Annotated in this window: 22 protein-coding genes; 12 read left to right on the top strand and 10 right to left on the bottom strand. The window is 74.0% G+C overall.

Annotation, left to right across the window (positions count from 1 at the left end):
• Positions 1–49: 49 nt before the first annotated feature.
• Genes AAC134_RS10835 through AAC134_RS10815 form a run of 5 tightly spaced genes read left to right on the top strand, consistent with a single transcriptional unit; the run spans position 50 to position 5,300 of the window.
• A complete protein-coding gene (locus AAC134_RS10835) occupies positions 50–889 on the top strand; it encodes an ABC transporter permease (protein ID WP_339949103.1) in 840 nt (279 codons plus the stop codon).
• On the top strand, positions 886–1,665 hold the full coding sequence (locus tag AAC134_RS10830) for an ABC transporter permease (RefSeq protein ID WP_339949102.1): 780 nt from the start codon (positions 886–888) through the stop codon (positions 1,663–1,665). The genes AAC134_RS10835 and AAC134_RS10830 overlap by 4 nt, the downstream gene beginning before the upstream one ends.
• A complete protein-coding gene (locus AAC134_RS10825; RefSeq protein WP_339949101.1) occupies positions 1,658–2,620 on the top strand; it encodes an ABC transporter ATP-binding protein in 963 nt (320 codons plus the stop codon). The genes AAC134_RS10830 and AAC134_RS10825 overlap by 8 nt, the downstream gene beginning before the upstream one ends.
• A complete protein-coding gene (locus tag AAC134_RS10820) occupies positions 2,620–3,528 on the top strand; it encodes a nucleoside hydrolase (RefSeq protein ID WP_339949100.1) in 909 nt (302 codons plus the stop codon). Before AAC134_RS10825 ends, AAC134_RS10820 begins: the two co-directional genes overlap by 1 nt.
• Positions 3,525–5,300 carry an adenine deaminase C-terminal domain-containing protein gene (locus tag AAC134_RS10815; RefSeq protein WP_339949099.1) on the top strand — a complete coding sequence of 592 codons (1,776 nt, stop codon included), beginning with the start codon at positions 3,525–3,527 and terminating at the stop codon, positions 5,298–5,300. The genes AAC134_RS10820 and AAC134_RS10815 overlap by 4 nt, the downstream gene beginning before the upstream one ends.
• 153 nt (positions 5,301–5,453) lie before the next feature.
• Here AAC134_RS10815 and AAC134_RS10810 read toward each other — a convergent pair whose 3' ends face one another.
• Complete coding sequence (locus tag AAC134_RS10810; protein WP_339949098.1) at positions 5,454–6,632, bottom strand: M20 aminoacylase family protein; 1,179 nt, start codon at positions 6,630–6,632, stop codon at positions 5,454–5,456.
• A gap of 44 nt (positions 6,633–6,676) precedes the next feature.
• Here AAC134_RS10810 and AAC134_RS10805 point away from each other — a divergent pair, with 44 nt between their 5' ends.
• Together AAC134_RS10805 and AAC134_RS10800 are read left to right on the top strand one after the other, a co-directional pair.
• Positions 6,677–7,420 (top strand): phosphoribosyltransferase, encoded by a 744-nt coding sequence (locus AAC134_RS10805; RefSeq protein ID WP_339949097.1) that lies wholly within the window; start codon positions 6,677–6,679, stop codon positions 7,418–7,420.
• Complete coding sequence (locus AAC134_RS10800) at positions 7,417–8,355, top strand: ribokinase (RefSeq protein WP_339949096.1); 939 nt, start codon at positions 7,417–7,419, stop codon at positions 8,353–8,355. Before AAC134_RS10805 ends, AAC134_RS10800 begins: the two co-directional genes overlap by 4 nt.
• A gap of 130 nt (positions 8,356–8,485) precedes the next feature.
• Here AAC134_RS10800 and AAC134_RS10795 read toward each other — a convergent pair whose 3' ends face one another.
• The 5 genes from AAC134_RS10795 to AAC134_RS10775 all read right to left on the bottom strand — a co-directional run bounded on the left by AAC134_RS10795 (position 8,486) and on the right by AAC134_RS10775 (position 14,884).
• The gene (locus AAC134_RS10795) at positions 8,486–9,289 is read right to left on the bottom strand and encodes a heme ABC transporter ATP-binding protein (protein WP_339949095.1); all 804 of its coding nucleotides are present in this window, start codon (positions 9,287–9,289) and stop codon (positions 8,486–8,488) included.
• Positions 9,282–10,478, bottom strand: a complete 1,197-nt coding sequence (locus tag AAC134_RS10790; protein WP_339949094.1) for an iron ABC transporter permease — start codon at positions 10,476–10,478, stop codon at positions 9,282–9,284. The genes AAC134_RS10795 and AAC134_RS10790 overlap by 8 nt, the downstream gene beginning before the upstream one ends.
• Positions 10,475–11,395: an ABC transporter substrate-binding protein gene (locus tag AAC134_RS10785; RefSeq protein ID WP_339949093.1), complete on the bottom strand. Its 921-nt coding sequence runs from the start codon at positions 11,393–11,395 to the stop codon at positions 10,475–10,477. The genes AAC134_RS10790 and AAC134_RS10785 overlap by 4 nt, the downstream gene beginning before the upstream one ends.
• Complete coding sequence (locus tag AAC134_RS10780) at positions 11,392–12,468, bottom strand: ChuX/HutX family heme-like substrate-binding protein (protein ID WP_339949092.1); 1,077 nt, start codon at positions 12,466–12,468, stop codon at positions 11,392–11,394. The genes AAC134_RS10785 and AAC134_RS10780 overlap by 4 nt, the downstream gene beginning before the upstream one ends.
• Before the next feature lie 157 nt (positions 12,469–12,625).
• Positions 12,626–14,884 (bottom strand): TonB-dependent receptor, encoded by a 2,259-nt coding sequence (locus AAC134_RS10775; protein WP_339949091.1) that lies wholly within the window; start codon positions 14,882–14,884, stop codon positions 12,626–12,628.
• 352 nt (positions 14,885–15,236) lie between these two features.
• Between AAC134_RS10775 and AAC134_RS10770 the strand changes: the two genes are divergently transcribed.
• Positions 15,237–16,208 (top strand): calcium-binding protein, encoded by a 972-nt coding sequence (locus AAC134_RS10770; protein ID WP_339949090.1) that lies wholly within the window; start codon positions 15,237–15,239, stop codon positions 16,206–16,208.
• Positions 16,209–16,344: 136 nt separating this feature from the next.
• Here the strand turns inward: AAC134_RS10770 and AAC134_RS10765 are convergent, their stop codons facing one another.
• The 4 genes from AAC134_RS10765 to AAC134_RS10750 are packed head-to-tail and all read right to left on the bottom strand — an operon-like array spanning position 16,345 to position 21,424.
• The gene (locus AAC134_RS10765; RefSeq protein ID WP_339949089.1) at positions 16,345–16,899 is read right to left on the bottom strand and encodes a sarcosine oxidase subunit gamma family protein; all 555 of its coding nucleotides are present in this window, start codon (positions 16,897–16,899) and stop codon (positions 16,345–16,347) included.
• On the bottom strand, positions 16,892–19,903 hold the full coding sequence (locus AAC134_RS10760; protein WP_339949088.1) for a sarcosine oxidase subunit alpha family protein: 3,012 nt from the start codon (positions 19,901–19,903) through the stop codon (positions 16,892–16,894). Before AAC134_RS10760 ends, AAC134_RS10765 begins: the two co-directional genes overlap by 8 nt.
• A complete protein-coding gene (locus AAC134_RS10755; RefSeq protein ID WP_339949087.1) occupies positions 19,900–20,166 on the bottom strand; it encodes a sarcosine oxidase subunit delta in 267 nt (88 codons plus the stop codon). Before AAC134_RS10755 ends, AAC134_RS10760 begins: the two co-directional genes overlap by 4 nt.
• Positions 20,167–20,173: 7 nt before the next feature.
• Positions 20,174–21,424, bottom strand: coding sequence for a sarcosine oxidase subunit beta family protein (locus AAC134_RS10750; protein ID WP_339949086.1), 1,251 nt, complete (start codon positions 21,422–21,424; stop codon positions 20,174–20,176).
• 92 nt (positions 21,425–21,516) lie between these two features.
• Here AAC134_RS10750 and AAC134_RS10745 point away from each other — a divergent pair, with 92 nt between their 5' ends.
• The 4 genes from AAC134_RS10745 to AAC134_RS10730 all read left to right on the top strand — a co-directional run bounded on the left by AAC134_RS10745 (position 21,517) and on the right by AAC134_RS10730 (position 25,175).
• On the top strand, positions 21,517–22,158 hold the full coding sequence (locus AAC134_RS10745) for an XRE family transcriptional regulator (RefSeq protein ID WP_339949085.1): 642 nt from the start codon (positions 21,517–21,519) through the stop codon (positions 22,156–22,158).
• Positions 22,159–22,282: 124 nt separating this feature from the next.
• Entirely contained in the window at positions 22,283–23,167 is an 885-nt protein-coding gene (locus tag AAC134_RS10740; RefSeq protein WP_339949084.1) for a glutamine amidotransferase, read from the top strand.
• A complete protein-coding gene (locus AAC134_RS10735) occupies positions 23,167–23,847 on the top strand; it encodes a protein GlxC (protein ID WP_339949083.1) in 681 nt (226 codons plus the stop codon). Before AAC134_RS10740 ends, AAC134_RS10735 begins: the two co-directional genes overlap by 1 nt.
• Positions 23,847–25,175: an FMN-binding glutamate synthase family protein gene (locus tag AAC134_RS10730; protein WP_339949082.1), complete on the top strand. Its 1,329-nt coding sequence runs from the start codon at positions 23,847–23,849 to the stop codon at positions 25,173–25,175. Before AAC134_RS10735 ends, AAC134_RS10730 begins: the two co-directional genes overlap by 1 nt.
• The last annotated feature ends 28 nt before the right edge of the window (positions 25,176–25,203 follow it).

Genomic DNA, 25,203 nt, shown 5'->3' with positions numbered 1-25,203 from the left:
GGCGCATTTCAATGCGCCATCCTCTCTCTCGACGCTCGAAAGGCCTCCGATGTTCTCCAGCCGTGCCGAAGGCCTGGCCCTGACCCTGCCCGCCGCGGTGTTCGCCGCGGCGCTGTTCCTGCTGCCGGTCGGCATCCTCCTGTCGGAGGCGTTCCGCGACCCCGAGGGCGGCTGGACCCTGATGGGCTACTGGGAGTTCTTCTCCTCCCCCCTCAACCAGACCGTCTTCGTGCGCTCGCTGAAGCTGGCGGCCGAGGTCACCCTCGTCGCCGCCGTGATCGGCTATGCCGCGGCCTATTCGATCGTCACCCTGCCCAAGACCGCCCGCGGGCGGGTGTTCGGACTGGTGATCCTGCCGCTGATGATCTCGCCGGTGGCGCGAACCTACGCCTGGCTGGTGATCCTGGGGCGCACCGGCTTCGTGAACGAGGCGCTGGTCAGCCTCGGCATCGTCGACAGCCCGCTGCGGATCCTGTTCACCGAGACCGCGGTGTTCATCGGCCTGTTGCAGCTGTTCCTGCCGCTGATGGTCATCGCGCTCGTTTCGGCGATGGAGAACATGCCCCGCGACGCGATCCCCGCCGCCCGCGTGCTGGGCGCCAACTGGGTGCAGGTGTTCCTCAAGGTGATCCTGCCGCTGACGCGCGAGGGGCTGGTGATCGGCGGCACGCTGGTCTTCACCGGCTCGCTGACCGCCTACATCACGCCCGCCATCCTGGGCGGCTCGAAGGTGCTGATGCTCGAAACCCTGCTCTACCAGCGGGTGACGGTGGCCAATGACTTCGTGTCGGCCTCGGTCATCGCCATGATCCTGATCGTGATGAGCTTCTCGGCCAACCTGCTGCTGAAACGCATGGCCACGGCCCGCCGCTCGAGGGCCGCGTCATGAGCCCCCGCGCCGCCGCCTGGGCCGTGCTGGCCGTGGTCCTGACCTTCCTGATCGGGCCCTTCGTGATCATCGTGCTGGCGGGGCTGTCGGCGGGGCAGAGCCTCGCCTTCCCGCCGCAGGGGCTCTCCCTGCAATGGTACATCAAGGTCTTCACGATCGAGAGCTTCCAGGCCTCCTTCGCGATGTCGATGTTTCTCGCGGTGTTCGGCACGCTGGCGGCCCTCGCGCTCGGGATCCCGGCAGCCTACGGGATGAGCCGCTACAAGGTGCCGGGGGCCGAGACGGTCCGGCTGATCGTCTCGGCTCCGATCATCGTGCCGGGCATCATCGTGGGCCTGGGGCTGCTGCGCTATCTGGTGATCCCCACGGGCATCGGCATCGCCACCGCCCTGTTCCTGGCCCATACCGCGCTGATCCTGCCCTACGCCGTGCGCGTGGTGTCGGCGAGCCTCGAGAACCTGCGCACCGACATCGAGGAGGCGGCCGTCCTGCTCGGCTGCTCCCGCTTCGGGGCGTTTGCCAAGGTGGTGCTGCCCAACATCCGCGGGGGCGTGCTGGCGGCCTTCATCCTGGGCTTCGTGACCTCGTTCAACCAGGTGCCGGTGTCGCTGTTCCTGTCGGGGCCCGGCGTGCGCACCCTGCCCGTCGACATGATCGCCTACATGGAGATCAACTACGATCCCTCGGTCGCCGCCCTCTCGGCCCTGCTGGCCTTCATGTCCGTCGCCATCGTCTTCGCGGCGGAGAAATTCCTGGGGTTTTCCAAGTATGTCTGAGTTCCTGACGCTCGAGGACCTGACCCTGGCCTACGGCGGCACGGTCGCGGTCGATCGGCTGAACCTCGATATTCGTCAGGGCGAGCTGATCGCCCTGCTCGGCCCCTCGGGCTGCGGCAAGACCACCACCATGCGCGCGGTGGCCGGGCTGCTGAGCCCGAAATCGGGGTCCATCCGCCTCGACGGCCGCGACATCACCCGGGTCGCGCCCTCGCGCCGCGAAGTGGGGCTGGTGTTCCAGAGCTACGCGCTGTTCCCCCACCTGAGCGTGTTCGAGAACGTGGCCTTCGGCCTGCGCCTGAAGCGCGAGCCCGACCTCTCGGCAAAAGTGCTGGCGGGTCTGGCGACGGTGGGGCTCGCGGACTTCGCCTCCCGCGCGCCGGCCGACCTTTCGGGCGGGCAGCAGCAGCGGGTGGCCCTGGCGCGAAGCCTGGTGATGAACCCCAAGGTGCTGCTGCTGGACGAGCCGTTGTCGAACCTCGACGCCCGCCTGCGCCTCGAGATGCGCCTGGAACTCCAGCGCGTGCAGCGCGAGACCGGGGTGACGATGATCTTCGTCACCCACGATCAGTCCGAGGCCCTGGCGCTCGCCGACCGCATCGTGGTGATGCGCGACGGCGCCATCGAGCAGGTGGGCGCGCCGGAGGAGATCTGGACCGCCCCCGCCTCGGCCTTCGTCGCCGATTTCGTGGGCTTCGAGACGATCCTGCCGGACCCCGAGACCGGAGGCGCGCTGGCCTGGCGCCCCGCCGCGGTCGCGCTCGGCGAGGGCCCGCATTCGGGCACGGTGCGCGGCGTCTCCTTCGCCGGCGCCTCGCGCGAATACGTGCTCGACACGCCGCTCGGCGTGGTGAAGGCCGAGGCGCCGGCCTCCGAGGCCCCGCTCGCCCCCGGCGCCGCGGTCGCCTTCGACCTGCCGCGCGCGGCCGCGGCCCGCCTGCCGGGGCCGCTGTGATGGGCGTGTGGATCGACACGGACATGAGCGTGGACGACGTCTTCGCGATCCTGCTGCTGCGCGGGCGCGTCGAGATCGACGGGCTCTCGCTCGGTTTCGGCGTCGCCCCCCTGCCCCGCGCCCGGCGCAACGCCGCCGGCGCCGCGGCGCTCTTCGGCTGGCGCTTGCCCATGTCCGCCGGCGCCGACCGCGCCATCCTCGGCGGGCAGGAACACGCCGCCCGCATTCTGGGCGCGACCGGCATCCGCTCCCGCAACCTGACCCTGCCCGAGGTCGAGGCGCCGCCCCTCCCCGACGCCCTGCCTGCGCTTGCGGCCTGGCTCGAGGCGCGCGAGGCCGCCACGATCCTCGCGCTCGGCCCCCTGACCAACCTCGCGGTGCTGGCGCTGGCCCGCCCGGACCTGCTGGCGCGGATAGAGCGGATCGTGTGGATGGGCGGGGGCGTGACCTCGGGCAACCACACGGCCTCGGCCGAATACAACGCCATCGCCGACCCCGAGGCGCTGGCGATCCTGCTGGCCCGCGGCGTGGCGATCCGGATGATCGACCTCGACGCCTGCCGCCGGGTGCAGATCGATGAGGCCGACGTGACCGCCCTGCGCGCCGCCCCCGGCCCCAATGCGGCCCTTCTGGCCGACCTGCTGGGCGGCTACCTCGACATCGCGCTGGAGCGGGGGCGGCAGACCATGGCCCTCTACGACCCCGTCGCCGCCGCCGCCCTGCTGCGGCCCGACCTGTTCCGCTTCCGCTCCGTCCGCCTCGAGGCCGAACTCTCCGGCCTGCACACCCGCGGCCGCACGGTCGTCGAGACCCGCCACCCCGACACCCACAACGCCGAGATCGCCGAGGATCTCGACGCTCCCGCCGTGAAGGCCCTGTGCCTGGCCGCCCTCGCGGAGGCCGCATGACCGGGCCTCATGACCTCGACCCCGCCGACCTGAACGACGCGGCCCTGCGCGACCACGCCGTCGCCGCCGCCCGCGGCGACGCGCCCTTCGACCTCCTGATCCGCGGCGGCCGGGTCGCCGACGTGGCGATGCAGGAGATCCGCGCCGCCGACGTCGGCATCGTCGGTCCGCTGATCGCCTCGGTCCACGCGCCCGGCGCCCGCGCCGACGCGGCCCGGACGCTTGACGCCACGGGCCTGATCGTCGCCCCCGGCCTGATCGACGCGCACATGCACATCGAAAGCTCGATGGTCACGCCCGCGGTCTATGCCGGCGCCGTGCTGCCCCGCGGCACCACCACCGTCGTCTGGGACCCGCACGAGTTCGGCAATGTCGCGGGCCTTGCCGGCGTCGACTGGGCGCTGGCCGAGGCCGCCCGCTCCCCCCTGCGGATCCTGACGCTGGCGCCCTCCTGCGTGCCCTCCGCCCCGGGCTACGAGACCGCCGGCGCCGACTTCGGTCCCGCCGAGATCGAGGCCCTGCTCGCCCGCCCCGGCATCCACGGTCTCGCCGAGGTGATGGACATGGGCGCCGTCACCTCCCGCGCGCCGCGGATGCGGGGGATCGTCCAGGCGGGGCTGGCCTCGGGCAAGCCGGTCTGCGGCCACGCGCGCGGGCTGACCGGGGCGGCCCTGCAGGCCTATGCCGCCGCCGGCGTGACCTCGGATCACGAGCTGACCTCGGCCGAGGACCTGCTGGAGAAGCTGCGCGCCGGGCTTTGGGTGGAGCTTCGCGGCTCCCACCCCCATCTTCTGCCCGAGATCGCCCGGGCGCTGGCGGCCCTGCCCGCCTGCCCGCCGACGCTGACGCTGTGCACCGACGATGTGTTCCCCGACGATCTGGCGCAGTCGGGGGGCCTCGACGCCCTGCTCCGCCTGCTGGTCGCCGAGGGCCTGCCGCCCCTGCGCGCCCTGCAGGCCGCCACCTTCAACGCCGCCCAGCGGCTGGGCCGGCCCGACCTGGGCCTGGTCGCGCCGGGCCGCCGCGCCGATCTGGCGCTGTTCCGGGACCTCGAGAGCTTCGCCCCCGCCCACGTCCTGCGCGACGGCCGCCCCCCGGCCCTGCCGGTCGCGGCCTCCGCCCGCCCCGACTTCGGCGCCCCGGCCCCGCCCCGCTTCGCGCCCGCGGATTTCGAGACGCCCGCAACCGGCCCCACGGCCCGCATCGCCACGATCGACCGTCCCCGCTTCACCCAATGGGGCGAGCGGCAGGTCGGCGTGCGCGACGGCCGTCTCGCCCTGCCGCCGGACCTGACCCGCATCGCCGTCATCCACCGCCACGGCCGCGCGCCGGCGATCCCGCGCATCGGCTTCCTGTCCGGCTGGGGCGCGTGGCGCGGCGCCTTCGCCACCACCGTCAGCCACGACAGCCACAACCTGACGGTCTTTGGCCACGCGCCCGAGGACCTCGCCGCCGCCGCCAACGCGGTCGCGGCGCAGGGCGGCGGCATGGCCGTGGCGCAGGGCGGCCGGGTCACGGCGCTGCTGCCGCTGCCCGTCGGCGGCCTCGTCTCCGACGCGCCGCTCGAGGATGTCGCCGCGGCCTTCCGCGCCGTCCGCGAGGCGATGGACGCCGTGGTCGACTGGCAGCCCCCCTACCTGGTCTTCAAGGCGCTGGTCGGCGCCACGCTCGCCTGCAACGCCGGCCCCCACCAGACCGACCTCGGGATCGCCGACAGCCACGCGGGGCGCCTGCTGACCTCCCCGATCCTGGAAGACGGCTTGCCCGCGTAGGGCGCATTTCAATGCGCCGCCGCCTCGCCCGGCCGCAGGGACCCCAACGGCGCGAGCCCTCGCTCCGCCGGCCCGCACGCGTCCGCCGCCGGGCGCTGGCCTGAGCCGGGCCGGCGGGCCGGGGTGGGTGGGCGGGAGGCCTGCCGGCCCGGCTCAGGCCAGCGCCCGGCGCGCCACCTCCGTCCACCAGGCGACGCCCGTGGGGATCGCCTCGTCGCAGAAGTCGTAGCCGGTGTTGTGGTGCAGCGCCCCGTCCCGCGCCGGCCCGTTGCCGAGCCACACATAGCACCCCGGCGCCGCCTGCCCGAAGAAGGCGAAGTCGTCGCCCGCGGTCGAGGGCGGGAACGTCCGCCGCACGCCCCCCGTCCCCACGACCTGGGCCGCCGCCGCCGCCACCTCGGTCGCGCCCGCGTCGTTCACCACCGGCGGGATGCGCCGGATGAAGGCGTAGTCCGCCGCGATCCCGTAGGCCGCGGCGACCCCGTGGGCGAGCCGCCCGATCTCTGCCTCGAGCTGGTCGCGCACCTCGGGCGTGTAGGCCCGCGCCGTGCCGCCGACCTGCACCTCGTCGGGGATCACGTTCAGCGCCCGCGGGTCGCCGGCCTGCACCGAGCAGGCCGAGACCACCGCCGGCTGCAGCGGGTCCACCACCCGCCCCACGATGCTCTGCAGGCCCGAGAGGAAAGCCCCCAGCGCCGTCACCGGATCGCGCCCGAGATGCGGCTTGGCTCCGTGCGTGCCCACGCCCCGCAACGCAAGCGTCCACGAATCGGAGGAGGCCAGCTGCGGCCCCTCGACCACCGCCATCTCGTCGGGCGCGAGGCCGGGCATGTTGTGCAGGCCGAAGACCATGTCGCAGGGGAACCGCTCGAACAGGCCCTCCTCGACCATCTTCCTGGCGCCGCCGCGGCCCTCCTCTGCGGGCTGGAAGATGAAATGCACCGTGCCGGAGGGCGGATCGGCGGCCAGCCGCTCGGCCGCGCCCAGCAGCATCACCGTGTGCCCGTCGTGGCCGCAGGCGTGCATCTTGCCGGGCACGGTCGAGGTCCAGGGCCGGGCCTCGGCGCCCACCGCCTCGGGCATCGCGAGCGCGTCCATGTCGGCGCGCAGGCCCACCGCGCGATTGCCCCCGGGGCCGCGCAGCGTGCCCACCACGCCGGTCCCCGCAATGCCCTCGACCACCTCCAGCCCCAGGGCGCGCAGCCGCGCGGCCACGATGGCGGCGGTGCGATGCTCCTCGAAGCCGAGCTCGGGGTGGGCGTGCAGGTCCCGGCGCAGCGCGACGAGGTCTTCGGGGGCGGGAGCGGGGGCGGGGGGGAGTGGCTGGTCCATGCCCGCGATGCTAAACCTGCGGGCCGATCACACAAGGGCCCCCGATGCAGCCTCACGACTTCTGGCAGGAGATCGCGCCCCCGCAGGCCGCCGCCCCGCCCCCCTGGACCGACCGTTTCCCCGCGCGCCTGCCCGACGGGCGGGTGCTGATCCTGCCGATCCGGCCGCTGGCAGGGACGACGAACGCAATCGCCTCGCTGATCCTCAACCAGGCGAGCTTCCCGGTCGAGGCGGCGCTGGCCGACGCGCTGGCGGACCTCCTGCGCCCCTCCGCCCCCGAGATCGTCGCGGGCCTCCCCACCCTGGGCCTGCCGCTGGCCCGCGCCGTCGCCGAGCGATTGGGGCATGCCCGCTACGCGCCCTTCGGGACCTCCCGGAAATTCTGGTACGATGAGGCGCTGTCGACGCCGCTGTCCTCGATCACCAGCCCCGGCGGGTCCAAGCGCCTCTATGTCGACCCGCGGCTGCTGCCGTTGCTGGCGGGGCGGCGGGTGGCGCTGGTCGACGACGTGATCTCGTCGGGGTCCTCGATCGCCGCGGGGCTGCGGCTGCTGCAGGGCGTCGGCGTCGAGCCCGTCGCCATCGGCTGCGCCATGCTGCAGACCGAGCGCTGGCGCGCGCCGCTGGCGGCCGAGTTCCCCGGCGCCCCCGCCCGCATCCACGGCGTCCTGCGCACGCCCCTGCTGGCGCGCGAGGGCGAGGGGTGGACCGCCTCGCCCGACGCGGGGTCGACCGATGGGCCGACGCATGGGTCGACCCCGCCGCAATTTCAGGAGCCTGCCCGATGACCTCTTCCCGCGCCGGCGCCGTCTGCGTTCTGGGCATCTTCGCCCGCGACGTCACCTGCCTCGCCCCGCGCCAGCCCAGGATGGGCGAGACGCTGCTCGCCGACCGGGTCTACGAGGGGCCCGGGGGCAAGGGCTCGAACCAGGCGGTGGCGGCGGGACGGCTGGGGGCGCGGGCGCGGCTGATCACGCGGCTGGGGCGCGACGCGGGCGCGGCGCTGGCGCGCGAGACCTGGGAGGCGGCAGGGGTCGAGCCCTTCGTGATCGTGTCGCAGACCCAGCCCACCGGCTCGGCGCTGATCCTGGTCGAGACGGCGACCGGCCGCAACGCCATCGCCGTGCATCCCGGCGCCGCGGGCGAGCTGTGCCCCGCGGACGTGGAGGCCTGCGCCGGCGCGATCGAGACGGCGGCGGTGTTCCTCACCCAGCTCGAACAGCCGCTGCCTGCCGCGCGCCGGGCGCTGGAGATCGCGCGGGCGGCGGGGACGGCGACGATCCTCAACCCGGCCCCGGCCGCGCCGCTGCCCGCGGATCTTCTGGCGCTGTGCGATCACCTGACGCCGAACGAGCCGGAGGCCGAGGCGCTGACCGGCCTGTCGGTCGAGAGCGAGGCGGACGCCCGCCGGGCCGCGCAGGCGTTGCGGGCGATGGGCGTGGGAACGGTGGCGCTGACACTGGGCGGGCGCGGGGCGCTGCTGTGCGACGCGACGGGCGAGCACCGTCTGCCGGCGCTGGGACGCGGGCCGGTGGTGGACACGGTCGGGGCGGGCGACGTCTTTGCCGGCGCCTACGCCACCGCGCTGTCCGAGGGCCGCGCGCCCCGCGAGGCGGTGCGCTTTGCCAACGCGGCGGCGGGGATCTCGGTCACCCGACCGGGGGCGGCGGCCTCGGCCCCGACCCGGGCGGAGGTGGACGCGGCGCTGGCGGAGCTGGCCTGAGCCCGATGTCCAGGGACGCGGGCGCCCCGGCGCGTCCGCTGCGCGGCCGCGACCGCCCCGCCCTGCGTCCCCGTCGAGGCGGGAGCCTCGAGATCTGTGGCAAGGGCGCCCGAGGCGGGAGGCCGGGGGCTCAGGCCTGGGCGATGGCGGAGAAGTCGGGAGCAATGGCGGGGCCGCCGCGCGGGCCCACGCCCACGGCGATGGGCAGGCCATAGACCTCGCCGAGCAGGTCCGGCGTCAGCACCTCGGCCGGGGGGCCCAGCGCCACCAGTCGCCCACAGGCCAGCAGCGCCACCCGGTCGGCGAAGGCGGCCGCGAGGTTGAGGTCGTGGAGCACCGCCAGCACCCCCGCGCCCCCGTCCCGCACCCGCCGCGCGGCCTGCATGGCGCCGGCCTGGCGGGCGAGATCGAGGCTCGCCGTCGGCTCGTCCAGCAGCAGGTAGCGGCCGCCGCGCGCGGGGTCTTCGGCCCGGCCGCAGGCGATCTGCACCAGGGCGCGGGCGAAATGTGCGCGGGCCTGCTCCCCGCCCGAGAGCGCCGTGGCGGGGCGGTCGGCGAGGCGGGAGAGGCCCGTCGCCGCCAGCGCCTCGGCGACCATCCGCGCGGCCTCGATCGGGGGGGGGCGGCGGGAGACGAGGCCCAGCGCCGCCAGCTCGCGCGCGGTGAAGGGGGCGGCGAGAGCCGGCGCCTGCTCGAGCACCGCCCGGCGCACGGCAAGCGCCCGGGCGGAGAGGCCGGCGGCGGGGGCGCCGTCGAGGCGGACCTCGCCCGAGGCGGGGCGCAGGTCGCCGGCGAGGGCCGCCAGAAGCGTGGACTTGCCCGCGCCGTTGGGGCCGCAGACGGCCAGCACCTCGCCGGGGGCGAGGGCGAGGGACACGCCGGAGAGGGTCTCGCGCCCGCCGCGGCGGACGGTGAGGGAGACGGCCTCAAGCATGGGACCTCCGCAGGCGCGACATCAGCAGCCACAGGAAGAACGGCCCGCCGATCAGGGCGGTGGCGATGCCGATGGGGGGCTCGGCGGGCGGCACGGCGGTGCGCGCCACGAGATCGGCGGCGAGCGTCAGGGCCACTCCCGCCAGGGCCGCGGCAGGCAGCACCAGGCGGTGGTTGGGGCCGACCAGCAGGCGCGCGAGATGCGGCGCGCACAGGCCGATGAAGCCGATCGGCCCGGCGAAGGCGGTCACCGCGCCCACGGCCAGCGCCGACCAGCCGGCGGCGGCGAGCTTGGCGCGCTCGACATCGAGGCCCGCGTGAAAGGCGGCGCGCTCGCCCAGTTGCAGCAGGTCCAGCGCCCGGCCCATGCGGGCGAGACCGATGCCCGCCACCAGCGCCGCGCCGCCGGCGATGGACACCGCGGCCGGGCCCGCGGCGCCAAGGCCGCCCATGGTCCAGAAGGTCAGCTCGCGCAGCTGCTGGTCGTCTGCGGCGAAGATCATCGCGCCCACCCCCGCCATGGCGATGGCGTTGGCCGCGACCCCGGCCAGGATCAGGGTTGCGACCGAGGTCTCGCCGGCGCGGCGCGAGAAGGCGAAGACGAAGGCGGTCACGGCCGCCGCGCCCAGGAAGGCCGCCGCCGGCAGCAGCCAGACCGAGAGCGCGGCGGGCAGCGCCGCGGCCAGCCCCGCGCCGAAGACGATCACCGCCACCGCCCCCACCGAGGCGCCGGCCGACACCCCGATCAGCTGCGGATCGGCCAGCGGGTTGCGCAGCACGCCCTGCAGCGCGGTCCCGGCCAGCGCCAGCCCCGCGCCCACCGCGACGCCCAGCGCCGCGCGAGGGGCGCGGATCTGCAGGAGGATCGCCTCGGTCGCGCGGTCGGCCTCGCCGCGCAGGGTCGCCACGATGTCCGAAAGCGGGATGTGCACGGGGCCGTAGATCAGCTCGGCCAGCAGAGCTGCGACGGCGGCGACCGCCAGCGCGGACAGGGCCAGCGCCGGGCGCGAGGCGCTCCAGGCCGCGCGCACGGCGTGTTCGCCGGCGCCAGAGGACCGCGGACGCGGGTCTGCCGGCGCGGCGACCGGCTCCGCCTCGGCCGCGCCCGCCGCCGGCGCGCCGGCGGCGCGCAGGCCGGGTGCCGGCGCGGGCGAGCCCGGACGCAGGGTCTGGGCGCCGGCGAGGCTCAACCGGGGGTCCCCGAGGGCGAGGGGATCGTCTCGGCCAGGTCAGGATGCAGGGCGCGGGCGAGCTCGGCGACGGCCTGGGGCGTGCGCGGTCCCAGGCCCAGCAGCTTCAGCCCGTCCATCACCAGCAGTCGCCCCGCCTGCCCGGCGGGGGTGGCGGCGATCTCGGGACGGGCGAGGATCGCCTCGGGGCCGCCCATCATCCCCACCGCATGATCGGGCACCAGCAGGACCTCCGGCGCCGCGGCGATGGCGGCTTCGGCCGAAAGGGGCTTGTAGCCCTCATAGTCCGTCACCGCGTTGCGCCCGCGGGCGAGCCCGATCACCTCATGCGCCGCGGTCCCGGTCCCCGAGACCATCGGCGCCCCGCGCCCCGCGGCCAGCAGGAACAGCACCGAGGGGCGCGCCTCGATCGGCGCCAGCGCCGCCTCGAGCGCCTCCATCTGCGCCGTGAAGCGCGCGGCCAGGGCCTCGGCCTGCGCCTCGCGGCCCAGCGCCCGTCCCATGAAGGCGATCTTGGCGGGGATCACCGAGACGTCCTTGCCCTCGGGCGCGATCTCGACCCTCACGCCGGCGGCGGCCAGCCGCTCGAGCGTCGCGGGGGGGCCCGCGTCGGCCGAGCCGATCACCACGTCGGGCGCCAGCGCCAGGATCCCCTCGGGGGCGAGCTGGCGCAGGTAGCCGACCTTGGGCAGCGGACCGACGGCGGGAGGGAACATCGAGGTGGTGTCCACCGCCGCGACCCGGTCCCCCGCGCCCAGCGCGAAGGCGATCTCGGTCAGGTCGCCGCCCGCGATCACCAGCCGCTCGCCGCCCTGCGCGCGCAGCCCCCCGCCCGAGGCGACGACCAGCGCCCCCCCGGCCGAGAGCGCCAGCAGGGCGCGCCGGGAGAGAGTGCGGGGCGAGAGCGCGGCGCTCATGCCGGCTCGCCTTCCAGCTCGGCCAGCAGGGCGCGCCAGTCGTCCCGCTCGGGGATGCCGGGTTTGCGCTCGCCGAACAGCTGCACGAAGCAGAAGCCGTCCTTGTCGAACAGCTCCAGCGAGGTCACGTCGCCGGTGTCGCCGGGCTTGCGCACGATCCAGGCCGAGGCGATCCGGTCCTCGCGCAGGTGCAGGTTGAAGCGGGGGTCGAGCACGTTCAGCCACGGCCCCATCACCTTGATCGTGGTCACCGGACCGGTGTGGATCTGCACGCAGCCGCGGTTGAAGGCGAAGACCATGATCGGCTGCTCGGAGGCCGAGGCCCGCTCGAACGCCCGGCGGCAGGACTCGACGGGGACCGGGCGGGCCCACTCGGAGCCGACCAGCCGCATCGCCTGTTCGCGCGCCACGTCATGGGTGCGCAGCATGCCGAAGAACTGGTGGGTGTCGGTCATCCCGGCCCAGTCGGCGCGGAGCGCCGCCACGTCGATCTCGGAGTCCGCGCGCGGGGCCTTGGCGGGCGGGATCGGGGCGAACTCGGCCGCGGGGGCCTCATCCTCGGCATGAGCCTCGATCAGGGCCGAGAAGGCGTCGGCATCCGTCGCCTTGGTCTCGTAGATCTTGTGCATCGCCTCGCCGGCGGCGTCGAAGAACTGGAGCGAGCGGCGGGGTCCCGAGCGGGTGACCTCGTTCACCGCATAGGCGTATTTCCAGTTGAACAGGAACAGGCGCAGGTCGATCTCGCCCAGGAACAGGCCGACGGGCCCCTCGATCTCGGGCGAGAGATATTCCCCGTGCTTCTCGTGCACGCAGTGGTCCGAGCGGGTCAGCGCCATCACCTCGCCCACCCCGCCCACGCCGATCAGCAGGTCGCGGAAGGCGCCCTTGTGATCGCCGCGCGCGAGGCGCCGGGTCTCGCCGGTGGCCCGCCGCGCTTCGGAGAGCGCCGCCTCGGGCACGCCCAGCTTTTCGGCCAGGTCGCGGGCCCGCGGCGGGGGCGTGGCGTCGGATGCGGGGGGGATCGCGGCGAGAATCGCGGCGAAGTCGAGCGGCGTCGCGGCCAGGTCGGTCAAGGCAGCCTCCGCGCGCCGCGAAGGGCGCGTCCAGTCGAGCGATGAGGGAGATGCGCGGTGACCTGGCGGAGGCTGGGGTCGCACGGGACATTCAGGAATTCACGGTTTCCGCCGGCGCCGTCAAGAGCCGGACGCCGCAGACGCAGGGGCAGGCGCATCAGAACCGCGCCTCGAGCGACAGCGCCAGGGTCCGTCCGGGGGCCGGATAGGCGGTGGAGCCGTTGGGATCGACATAGGCCTGGTCGGTCAGGTTGGTGGCCGAAACCCGCACCGCCACGCGATCGGTGATCGCGAGCCTCGCCCACGCGTCGAAGGTCATGAACCCGTCGAGCCGATAGCTCGACAGACTGTCGGTCGAATCGCCGACCAGCCGCATCCGCCCGCCGACGGCCAGCCGGTCGCCCAGCAGGCGGGCCTGCGCGGTGAAGCTCGCCTGGAACGCGGGCAGCGAGGACGGCGCCCTGGTGATCTCCTCAGGGTCGGGGCGGGTGTTGTAGGGCCGTTCGTCGAAGGTCCCGTCGACGTTGACGTCCAGCGTCTCGAGCCCCACGCCGAAGTCGAAGCGGTCGACGGAATAGGCCGCCTCCAGCTCGGCGCCGCGGAACCGGCTGGTCCCGTCGATGTTCACATAGGCGACGTAGCGGGTGTCTGTGCCGTCGGGCCCGCGGCGAAAGACGTATTCGGAGGCGACATAGTCGGACACGTCGCGCGCGTAGACGCTGGCGCGCACACGCAGCCTGTCGTCGGCGGCCAGCAGGGCGCGCTGCTCGAAGGCCACGCCCGCCTCCAGCATCCGCGAGCTCTCGGGCCGCAGGCCGGGGTTGGGCGCGAAGGGCTGCAGGAAGCCGATGTGGCTGCCCCCCAACACCGATTCCGACAGCGTCGGCGGCCGCCAGCCCTCGGTGTAGTCGGCGAAGATCTCCCAGCCGCGCGCCGGCAGCACCGAGATCCCGGCCGAGGGCACCAGCGCCCAGTCCGACTGGCGCACCGGCAGATCGCTGTAACCCGCGGCCGCCCCGCGCCAGCCATAGACGCTCGCCGTCCCCTCCAGCCGGTAGCCGTCGAGCCGCAGCCCCCCCCGCAGCCGCAGCCAATCGCTGGGCGCCAGCGCGGCCCGCGCGAACAGCCCCCCCACCTGCCGCTCGCCCGCGGGGTTGCTGCCCGAGAACCAGACGTTGTCGGGATCGTCGGTGGGATCCTCGGCGAGCGAGACGCTCGAGGTTTCGTCGGAAAACGCCTCGCCCCCTGCGGTCACCTCCAGCGCGCCGAGGCGGGTTTCGAACGCCATCGTGTCCGAGATCGAGCCCCCGAACGTGTCGAGCGCATAGGCCAGCTCGAAGCCGCCGTAGCTGGGGCGGGGATCGCGGTCCTGGTCGTTCTCGACGCCGTTCCAGTAGACCGTCGCGGTCAGGTCGTGGACCGAGTTCGCCGGCGCCCAGTCCAGCCGCGCCGTGGCGGTGCGGTTGGCGGTGTCCTGGTCGTCCACCGCAGCGAGCACGCTGGTCTGGAACTGCGCGTTGTAGTCGAGGTAGCTCAGCGTCAGGTCCGCCGTGGGCGCCAGCGAGATCACCGCCTTGGCCAGCGCCGAGACCTCGTCCGAGCCGGTCTGGGCCACCGGCGCCGTGGTCGGCGCGAAGGAGGTCTCCGAGGTCTCGACCCGCCCCGCCTCGCCGATGGCGTAGTCGCCCAGCCGCTTGCGCGAGATCGCCAGCAGGGCCGCAAAGCGCGCGTTCGGCCGCCAGGCGCCGGCGGCGTAGCCGTCGAAGCGATAGGCATTGTCGCCGGCCCCGATCGCGCCCTGCGCGCCCCAGGATTCGCCGGCCGGGATCACGTCGTCGGGGTCGATGGTGCGGAACCCGACCGAGCCCGCCAGCGCCCCCGCACCGCCCACGCCGGCGGTCACCGACTTCTCGACCTCGATGGCCCTCAGCAGGTTCGAATCGACATAGGTCAGCGAGGAGGAGCCGTGCCCCGACTGCTGGAAGTTCTGCCGCGCCCCGTCGATCGTCGTGGTGACCCGGCCGCGATCGCGCAGGCCGCGGACCTCGACGGCGACGCCGGGATTGCGGCGGTCGTCCGCCGCGGTGACGCCGGGCGTGTCGGTCAGCGCGTCGCCGACCGAACGCATCGGCGTGCGGGTCAGCGTCTCGCGGTCGATCTCGGCGGAGGGCTGGGCGGGCGGCGGCCGGAGGGTCTCGACGTCGATGGCGTTCAGCAGCACCGGATCGGCCCCGCCCGCGTCCGCCGCCGGCGCGTCCCCGATCAGCACAGGCTCATCCCCGATCAGAACGGGGTCATCGGAGATCAGCACGGGGTCGGTCACGGCCGGCGCCGGCGTCTGCGCGGCGGCGAGGCCGGCCGACAGGGCCAACGCCGAGACGGCGACGGCAGGGGCCGTCCAAGGAAATCTGGTCATCGCTCCACCCGGCTCGCAGCGTCTGCCTTTCCGGCAAGGCTCCGCGGCGCCGGTCCGGCCCGCAGCGTCGCCCCCGGATGGGTGGATCGACGAGCCGTCCATCGGCTCGCGGCCCCCTTATCCGACCCTTTCACATGGGTTTCAACCGGGCCCTGCGCATTCTTGACTTCAATCGTCGGTTATCCGAGGTTCCGGGCATCGCCAGGCGCCGGACACGGCCGCCGCGTCCGCCAGGACGCGCGCCCCCTCCTCCGGTCACCCCAGCTTCCCGATTCCCCCCCGAGCGTCCGTGGCGAACCCCGTCCGGCCCTCGATTGAACGCCGCCCGCCGCGCGCGGGCGCCGGAGGCTCCATGACCGTCAAGATCACTTCGCGGACCAACTCCGAGACGAACTTCGAGACCTATCTCGACGCCTTCGACAAGGACTTCGCCCTGATGGGCTTCGGGACCTTCTCGGACGACTCCGAGGGCGACTACGCCGGCGCCGAATCGGCGATCACCGACCAGGCCAACGCCCGCGACCAGGCCTTCATGGTCGAGGGCGACCTCAGCTACGACATCACCACCCACCGGCTGGGCGGCACGATGGACGCGGTCAGCTTCGGCTACGGCGCCGCGCAGGACGCGGACTCGGGCGCGCTGTCGCTGTCGCGGACCGACTTCGAGGTGAGCTTCGGCAAGACCATCAAGGACGAGGATCTCGCCCGCGCCATCCTCGTGGACCTGATGGGCTTTGACGAGGACGGCGACGGCGAGGCGACCTCGGCCCTGCGCGACGAGATCTGGAGCCAGAAGATCAAGTTCATCGGCGGCGGCGGGCGCGACGTCTTCGCCGGCGGGAACAAGAACGACGTGCTCAAGGGCGGCGGCGGCGCCGACGTGCTTTCGGGCGGCAAGGGCGACGACGTCCTCAAGGGCGGCGGCGGCAAGGACAAGCTGTCTGGCGGCCAGGGCGACGACGTGCTCAAGGGCGGCGGCGGCGCCGACACGCTCGACGGCGGCCAGGGGAACGACAAGCTCTTCGGCGGCAAGGGCGCGGACTGGCTGTCGGGCGGCGCGGGCAAGGACGTGCTGGTCGGCGGGCCGGGCAAGGACCGTTTCGACTTCACCTCCAAGGGCTACGACAAGGAGATCGTGAAGGATTTCACCCTCGGCAAGGACAAGGCGGTGTTCGACGCGGACGACTACGCGGGCTTTGACGCGCTGATGGAGGACGCCCGCCAGAAGGGCGACCACGTGATCCTCAACACCGACGAGGGGTGGGTGAAGCTGGTCGACACCGACCTCGACGACCTGTCGGCCTCGGACTTCCTGTTCAGCTGAGCGCCTGCCCGGCGGACCCGTGCCGCCGCGCCTCCGGGGCGAGGGCCTCCGGGGCGAGGGCTCGCGCGCCGCGCCCCGGGCCTGACCCGGGGCCTCGCGCGGCCCGCCACAGGCCCGCCGGCGCCCGGGCGCGCCCTCAGCCCCCCGGCCCGCGGGCCTCGATCCCCAGCGAGCGGCCGGCCTCGACCAGATGCTCCCACAGCGCCAGCGCGTAGCTGCGCGGGACCAGGATCTCCCACCGCTGCGCGCCGCTGCGCGTCAGCACGATCCCGATGCGGCCGAACAGCATCGGCGCAGAGGTCCCCTGGGCGAAGCGCGCGCCATGCAGGTCCGCGCCGACGCCGCGGGCGAGCAGGGTCTCGGCCTCCGGCCCCCGGACCTCGATCCGCCCGCGACCGCCCGACTGGTCGACCGCGCTTGCGCGCGGCGCGAGGTCGGCCAGCGCCGCGGGCGCCGCGCCCAGCGCCAGACGCCGCCCCGGGCCGAGGGTGCGAAGCGCCGCCGGCGGGACCCGGCCGGCCAGCAGCGCCACGACGTCCTCGCCCCGGGCCGCGATCACCTCGGTCATCGGCAGGTCCGCCAGCGCCTCGATGGTGACCGCCGCGGGGGCGCCGCGGCCGGCGCCGAAGCGGCCCGAGGCCGCGCCCGCGAGCGCGGGCGTGGGGGAGAGGAGGGGGGCGGGCTCAGCCATGCAGCCTCCGGTTCTCGGGGTCGAAATGCACGGGCGGCACGATGCGCGCGGCGCAGGTCTCGGAGCGGAGCCCGTCCCAGACCTGCACGGCCTCGCCATGGCGCGCGCGGGCGTCGCGGATCAGCGCCAGCCCCAGCGTCCGGCCGAGGTGCGGGGACCAGGCGGTCGAGGAGACATGGCCCTGCGCCCCCTCGAGGCTCGGCGCCGCGCCCTCGGCCAGCACCTGGGCGCCGGCGCGGAACGCCTGCGCGGGGTCCTGCGCGACGAGGCCGCAGAGCTGCAGGCGACCCGGCGCGGTCAGCGCCGGACGGCCGATCATCGCGCGGCCGATGAAGTCCGCCTTCGCCCCGGGAACCATCCGCCCCATCCCGAGGTCGTCGGCGGTCACCCGCCCGTCGATCTCGGCGTGGGTGACATGGCCCTTCTCGATGCGCAGGACCGCCAGCGTCTCCGCGCCGTAGCAGCAGATCCCCTCGCCCTGCCCGGCCTGCACGATCGCCTCGGCGACGGCAGGGCCGAGGTCGGCGGGGACCGCAAGCTCATAGGCGAGCTCGCCGGAGAACGAGATCCGGAACAGGCGCGCCGTCACCCCCGGGGCGCCGCGCAGCGCGACCTCGCGCGCGGCCATGAATGGGACGGCGTCGTCGCAGAGGTCGCCCGCGACCACGCGGCCGAGGATCGCGCGCGCCTTGGGCCCGGCCAGCGCCATCTGCGCCCAGGCGTCGGAGACCGAGGCGAGGCGCACGTCGAGATCCGGCCACAGCACCTGAGCGCAGAACTCCAGATGGGCCATCGCCTCCTCGGCCTTGGCGGTGGTGGTGGTCAGGACCCAGCGGTCCTCGGCCAGCCGCGCCACGGTCCCGTCGTCCATCACGAACCCGTCCTCGCGCAGCATCACCCCATAGCGGGCCCGCCCCACCGGCAGCTTCGCCATGCCGTTGAGGTAGACGCGGTTGAGGAAGGCCGGGACGTCCGCCCCGGTCAGCTCGATCTTGCCCAGGAACGAGACGTCGCACAGGCCCGCGGCCATGCGCACCGTGCGCGCCTCGCGCGCCACGGCGGTCGCCCAGTCGGCCTCGCCGGGTCGGGGAAACCAGGCGGGGCGCAGCCAGGCGCCGGTCTCGACGAAGACGGCGCCGCGGGCCGCGGACCAGGCGTGCAGGGGCGAGCGGCGCACCGGCCGGAACCCCGCCCCCCGCGCCGCGCCCGCCAGCGCCCCGAAGGAGACCGGCGAGACGAACGGCCGCTGCGTGGTCAGCGGCACGGCGCCGGGGGACAGGCCCTGCTGCTCGGCCAGGATCACGGCGGCGTTCACCGCGCCCATCCGCCCCTGGTCGGTCGCCATGCCAGAGGTGGTGTAGCGCTTGGCAAGCTCGGGGTGGGCGTAGCCCTCGCGCCTCGCCAGGGCCAGGTCCTCGACGCCGACGTCGTTCTGGAAGTCGACGAAGCGCTTGCCCCGCGGCCTGCCCGCGGCCGGGCCCAAGGCCCCCAGCGCGCGGGGGGGCGGCGCGTCCTCGGGCGCGGGGGGGAAGGCGGGTCGGGCGTCGAGGCCGATCGCCGCCAGGGCCGCCGCCGCCTGCCGGGCGCCGTCGCCCAGACAGGCGCCGCGCCCGAGCAGGCCAGCCGCCCCGCCGGCCACCCGCAGGCCCGGCTGATCGAGCGGCGGCAGGAACGCCTGGCGCGCCTCGGACCACTCGGGCCGGGCGCCGCGATGGCAGGCGAGCTGGGCGTTGGGGCTCCAGCCCCCCGACATCGCCACCGCGTCGACCGACAGACGGCGCAGGCTGCCGTCCGGGCGCTCGACCTCCAGCGCCTCGACCCCGCGCAGGCCCACGGCGCGCACCGGCCGGCCGCGCAGGATCCGGGCGGTTCCGCGCCAGTCCTGCGCCCGGCCCCCGCGCCAGTTGTTGGGGGTGGGCGCGTAGCGGTCCGCCGTCCCGCCCGCCCCGGCGGCCGAGCAGTCGACGATGGCGGCGACCTCCACCTCGCGCGATTCCAGCGCGGCGGCCAGCGAGTAGCCGGCCTCGCCATTGGTCACCACCGCCACCCGGCGGCCCGGCGCGACGGCCTGCGCCACCAGCCGGCGGCGGACGCCCGAGGCCATCGCAACCCCCGGCAGGTCGTTTCCCGCGAAGACCAGCGGCCGCTCCTCGGCGCCCGAGGCGAGCACCGCCGCGCGCGCCGCGATGCGCCACAGACGCTCGGCCGGGCGGTCGGGGTCGGGGGGGAGGTGCTTTCCCACCCGCTCCAGCGCGCCGAAGACGTTGTCGTCGTACCAGCCAAACACGGTCGTGCGGGGCAGGATGCGGACCCCGGGGGCGGCGGCGAGTTCCTCCAGCATCTCCTCGCGCAGCGCGGCGGAGGCGTCGCCGCCGTCGTCCAGCAGCCAGCCGCCGGGCGCCGCGCCCTCGTCGGCCAGGATCACCCGAGCCCCGGCGCGCGCGGCGGTGAGGGCTGCGGCGAGCCCCGCCGGCCCGGCCCCGATCACCAGCAGGTCGCAATGCGCCCAGGTCTTCTCGTAGCGGTCGGGGTCCGGCTCGGTCGCCGCCCGGCCGAGCCCCGCGGCGCGGCGGATCAGCGGCTCGTAGACCCGCTCCCACGCCTTGGGGGGCCACATGAAGGTCTTGTAGTAGAACCCCGCCCCCATCAGCGGCGAGAGCAGACCGTTCAGCGCCCCGATGTCCAGGCGGCGCGAGGGCCAGGCGTTCTGGCTGCGCGCCTCCAGCCCCTCGTGGATCTCCAGCATGGTGGCGCGGACGTTGGGCTCCCGCCGTCCGCCAGTCCCCACGGTGACCAGCGCATTGGGCTCGGCCGAGCCCGCCGCCAGCACCCCGCGCGGGCGGTGATACTTGAAGCTGCGCCCGAAGATCTCGACGCCCGAGGCGATCAGGGCCGAGGCGAGCGTGTCGCCCGCAAAGCCCTGATACGCGCGCCCGTCGAAGCGGAAGCGGATCGGGCGGCCGCGGTCGATGCGGGCGGCGACGGGCAGGCGGCGGCCGCTCATTCCGCGGCCTCCTGCGCGTCGCGCACGGCGAGGACCGCGTGCGTGATCGTGTCCCGCTCGACCACCAGCCAGCGCCGGCAGCCGCCGGAGTGGCGCCAGTGCTCGGCATGGCGGCCGCGGGGGTTGGTCCGCAGGTGCAGGTAGTCGTGCCAGGCCTCCGCCCCCGCCTCGGGGTCGGGGCGGGTCACGGAGGCGTCGCCGCGCACCGAGAATTCCTCGCGCGGGCGAAGGCCGCAGTGGGGACAGTCGATCAGGCTGGCCATGGCGCCCTCAATGCAGGTTCGGCTGGGCGCCCACGCCCTTCTCGTCCAGCACCGCGCCGGAGGCGAAGCGGTCCAGGCGGAAGGCGCGGGCGGTGGGGTGGGGCGCGTCGGTGGCGATCAGGCGGGCGAAAGCGAGGCCCGAGGCCGGGGTCGCCTTGAACCCGCCATAGCACCAGCCGGCGTTGAGGTAGACGTTGTCCAGCACCCGGTCGATGATCGGGGAGCCGTCCATGGACATGTCCATCACGCCCCCCCAGCTGCGCAGCGCCCTCGCGCGGCTCAGCGCCGGGATCATCGCGACGCCGGCCTCGACCACGTCCTCCACCGCCGCCAGCCCGCCTCGCTGGGCGTAGGAGTTCCAGCCGTCGATGTCGCCGCCAAAGACCAGCCCGCCCTTGTCGGACTGCGAGACATAGAAATGCCCCGCCCCGAAGGTCACCACGTGGTCGACGAAGGGCTTCAGCCCCTCGGAGACGAAGGCCTGCAGCACGTGGCTCTCGATCGGAAGCCTCAGCCCCAGCATCGCGGCGGTGACCGAGGAATGCCCGGCCGTCGCCAGCGCCAGCTTCCCGCAGCGGATCGTGCCGCGGGTGGTCTGAAGCTCCACCGCGCGCTCGCCCTCGCGCCGGATGCCGGTCACCTCGCAATGGGGGATCACGTCGACGCCGCGGGCCGAGGCGGCGCGCGCAAACCCCCAGGCGACAGCATCGTGGCGCACCGTGCCGCCGCGACGCTGCATCAGCCCGCCCTTGATCGGAAACCGCGCCGTGTCGAAATCGAGCATCGGCAGCATCTTGCGCAGGGTCGCCACGTCGAGGATCTCGGCGTCCACCCCGTGCAGGCGCATGGCGTTGCCCCGCCGCCGGTAGGCGTCGCGCTGGCCGTCGGTGTGGAACAGGTTGATCACGCCCCGCTGCGAGACCATGGCGTTGAAGTTCAGCTCCCGCTCGAGCCCCTCCCACAGCTTCATGCTCAGCTCGTAGAAAGGATTGTTCCCCTCGAGCAGGTAGTTGGAGCGCACGATCGTGGTGTTGCGTCCCACGTTGCCCGAGCCGACGTAGCCCTTCTCCAGCACCGCCACGTTGGCGATGCCGTGCTCGCGCGCCAGGTAGTGGGCGGTGGCGAGCCCATGCCCCCCGCCGCCCACGATCACCACGTCGTAGGCGGGCTTGGGCTCGGGCTCGCGCCAGGCCGGCGTCCAGCCGGCGTTGCCGCGCAGGGCCTCGCGCAGCAGGCGAAGGGCGGAATAGCGGCTCATGCGGCCCCCTCCGCGGCGGCGCGCCGACGCGCCCCCTTCAACCCGCGCGAAAGAAACCTTACCCAGAGGGGAGCAGCAGCGGAGGCCCGAGCATGACCGAGACCCCACGCGGCGGACTGAAACAGGATCCCCACGCGACCCGCGACGCGCTGGAGAACAGCCTCGAGCAGGCCATCGGCCACGAGGTCCGCGCCTATCGCAAGAACATGGGCGTGACCGTGGCCGACCTCGCCGCGGCCACCGGCATGTCGCTGGGGATGCTCTCGAAGATCGAGAACGGCAACATCTCCCCCAGCCTCGCCACCCTGCAGGCGCTGTCGAAGGGCCTGGGCGTGCCCCTGACCGCCTTCTTCCGCCGCTACGAGGAGGCCCGCGGCGCCGTGCACGTCCGCGCCGGCGAGGGCGTCGACGTCGAGCGGCGCGGCACCCGCTCGGGCCATCAGTACACGTTGCTGGGGCATCTCGATCACGCCTCCGCCGGGGTGGTGGTGGAACCCTATCTGATCACGCTGACCGACGACTCGGACGTGTTCCCCACCTTTCAGCACGAGGGGATGGAGTTCCTCTACATGCTGGAGGGAGAGCTGGAATACCGTCACCGCGACCGCCTCTACCAGATGCTGCCGGGCGACAGCCTGTATTTCGAGGCCGACGCCCCGCACGGGCCCGAGGTCCTCACGACCCTGCCGGCGCGCTACCTGTCGATCATCTGCTACCGCGGCGCGGGCGGGTGATGCGACAGGTTTGCCTCTTAGGAAAATTTCTTTCCTGAAATCTTGCCGAGTCGCAAGGGGCTCGCTAGCTTGCCCCCGAATTTTGCGGGCGCGTGAGCCCCTCGGATTTGCGGGAGCGTGAGCGATGTGCGGAATCGTCGGCCTCTTCCTGAAGGACCGGACGCTGGAGCCCGAGCTGGGCGGCCTGCTGTCGGACATGCTGGTGACGATGACCGACCGCGGCCCGGACAGCGCAGGGATCGCGGTCTACGGCGCGGCCGAGGAGGGGCGCGCCCGCCTGACCGTGCAGTCCGCCGCCCCCGCGAAGGATCGCGCCACGCTCGAGGCGCTGGCCGAGGCGCATGACGCGGCTCTCTCGGTCAAGGACACCCACGCGGTGCTGACGCTCGCCGCCGCCGACCTGCCCGCCCTGCGCCGCGCGGTCGAGGCCGCGCCGACGCTGCGGGTGATGAGCGCGGGCGAGGCGATGGAGGTCTACAAGGAGACCGGCCTGCCCGCCGACGTGGTGACCCGCTTCGGGCTGCGCGCCATGTCGGGCAGCCACGGCATCGGCCACACCCGCATGGCGACCGAAAGCGCGGTGACCACGCTGGGCGCGCATCCGTTCTCGACCGGCGCCGACCAGTGCCTGGTGCACAACGGCTCGCTCTCCAACCACAACAACCTGCGCCGGGTGCTGATCCGCGAGGGGATCCGCTTCGAGACCGAGAACGACTCCGAGGTCGCCGCCGCCTACCTCACCGCCCGCCTCGCCGAGGGGCGCAACCTGGGCGAGGCGCTCGACGGCGCGCTGGCCGACCTCGACGGCTTCTACACCTTCGTGGTGGGGACCAAGTCCGGCTTCGGCGTGCTGCGCGACCCGGTCGCCTGCAAGCCCGCGGTGATGGCCGAGACAGACCGCTACGTCGCCTTCGGCTCGGAATACCGCGCCCTCGTCGGCCTGCCCGGCATAGACCTTGCAAGGGTCTGGGAGCCGGAGCCCGCCACCGTCTATTTCTGGGAACGCTGATGCCCGTCTTCGACCTGGCCCAAACCCCGCTGCGCGCGTTCCACCGCGCGCTGCACAGCGTTCGCGAGGGCGAAAACGAGAGGTTCGAGGTGCTGAACCCCCGCGGCGCCCATTCCGTCGCCGTGGGCGCGATGGCCCCGGTCCACGTCGATGTGCGCGGCTCGGTCGGCTATTACTGCGCGGGCATGAACGAGGCGGCCGAGATCACCGTCCACGGCTCCGCCGGACCGGGGGTGGCCGAGAACATGATGTCGGGCCGCGTCACCGTGAAAGGCAACGCCAGCCAGTACGCCGGCGCCACCGGGCGCGGCGGGCTGCTGGTGATCGAGGGCGACGCCTCGTCCCGCTGCGGCATCTCGATGAAGGGGATCGAGATCGTGGTGAAGGGCTCCATCGGGCACATGTCGGCCTTCATGGCCCAGAAGGGCGCCATGGCCGTGCTGGGCGACGCCGGCGAGGCGCTGGGGGATTCGCTCTATGAGGCTCGTCTTTACGTGCGCGGCTCGGTGAAGTCGCTCGGCGCCGACTGCATCGAGAAGGAGATGCGGGACGAGCATCGCGCCCAGCTCTCCGACATTCTGACCCGCGCAGGCGTCGAGGCGGATCCGAGCGCCTTCCGCCGCTACGGCTCGGCCCGGAAGCTCTATCATTTCAACGTCGATCACGCGGGGGACTACTGATGTCCTACGACGCCCCGACCACCCATCCGCGCAAGTCGGCGACCTTCGACGACTACACCCTGTCCGAGATCCGCCGGGCCGCGGCGACCGGCATCTACGACATCCGCGGCGGCGGCGCGAAGCGCAAGGTTCCGCATTTCGACGACCTGCTGTTTCTCGGCGCCTCGATCTCGCGCTACCCGCTCGAGGGCTATCGCGAGACCTGCAACACGGCCGTGACGCTGGGCGACCGCTTCGCCTCGAAGCCGATCCATCTCAAGATCCCGATCACGATTGCGGGGATGTCCTTCGGCTCCCTCTCCGGCCAGGCGAAGGAGGCGCTGGGGCGCGGGGCGAGCGCGGCGGGGACATCGACCACCACCGGCGACGGCGGCATGACGGAGGAGGAGCGGGGGCACTCGGATCTGCTGGTCTATCAATACCTGCCGTCGCGCTACGGGATGAACCCGCGCGACCTGCGCCGCGCCGACGCGATCGAGGTGGTGGTCGGCCAGGGCGCCAAGCCCGGCGGGGGCGGCATGCTGCTCGGCCAGAAGATCTCGGAACGGGTCGCGGGGATGCGCGACCTGCCCGAGGGGATCGACCAGCGCTCGGCCTGTCGCCATCCCGACTGGACCGGGCCCGACGACCTCGAGATCAAGATCGGCGAACTGCGCGAGATCACCGGCGGCGAGAAGCCGATCTACGTGAAGGTCGGCGGCTCGCGGCCCTATTACGACGTGGCGCTCGCGGTGAAGTCGGGGGCGGACGTGGTGGTGCTCGACGGGATGCAGGGCGGCACGGCGGCGACGCAGGAGGTGTTCATCGAGCATGTCGGCCTGCCGACGCTCGCCTGCATCCGGCCGGCGGTGCAGGCGCTGCAGGATCTCGGCATGCACCGCAAGGTGCAGCTCATCGTCTCGGGCGGGATCCGCAACGGGGCGGACGTGGCCAAGGCCATGGCGCTGGGGGCGGATGCGGTTTCCATCGGGACCGCGGCGCTGGTCGCGCTGGGGGACAACGATCCGCGGTGGGAAGCCGAGTATCGGGCGCTGGGAACCACGGCCGGCGCTTACGACGACTGGCACGCGGGCCAGGACCCCGCGGGGATCACCACGCAGGACCCGGAGCTGGCCTCGCGGCTGGATCCGGCGGCGGCGGGGCGCCGGCTGGCCAACTACCTCGCGGTGATGACGCTCGAGGCGCAGACCATCGCGCGGGCCTGCGGCAAGTCCGACCTGCGCAACCTCGAGCCCGAGGACCTCTGCGCCCTGACCATGGAGGCCGCAGCCATGGCGCGCGTGCCGCTCGCGGGGACCAGCTGGATACCGGGGGGCGGCGGGTTCTGATCCGCCCCGAGACAGCCTCAACGACGGG

Source organism: uncultured Albimonas sp. (assembly GCF_963977235.1).
In the GTDB taxonomy this organism is placed as follows: Bacteria; Pseudomonadota; Alphaproteobacteria; order Rhodobacterales; family Rhodobacteraceae; genus Albimonas.
This window is presented reverse-complemented; position numbering and strand designations above follow the sequence as displayed.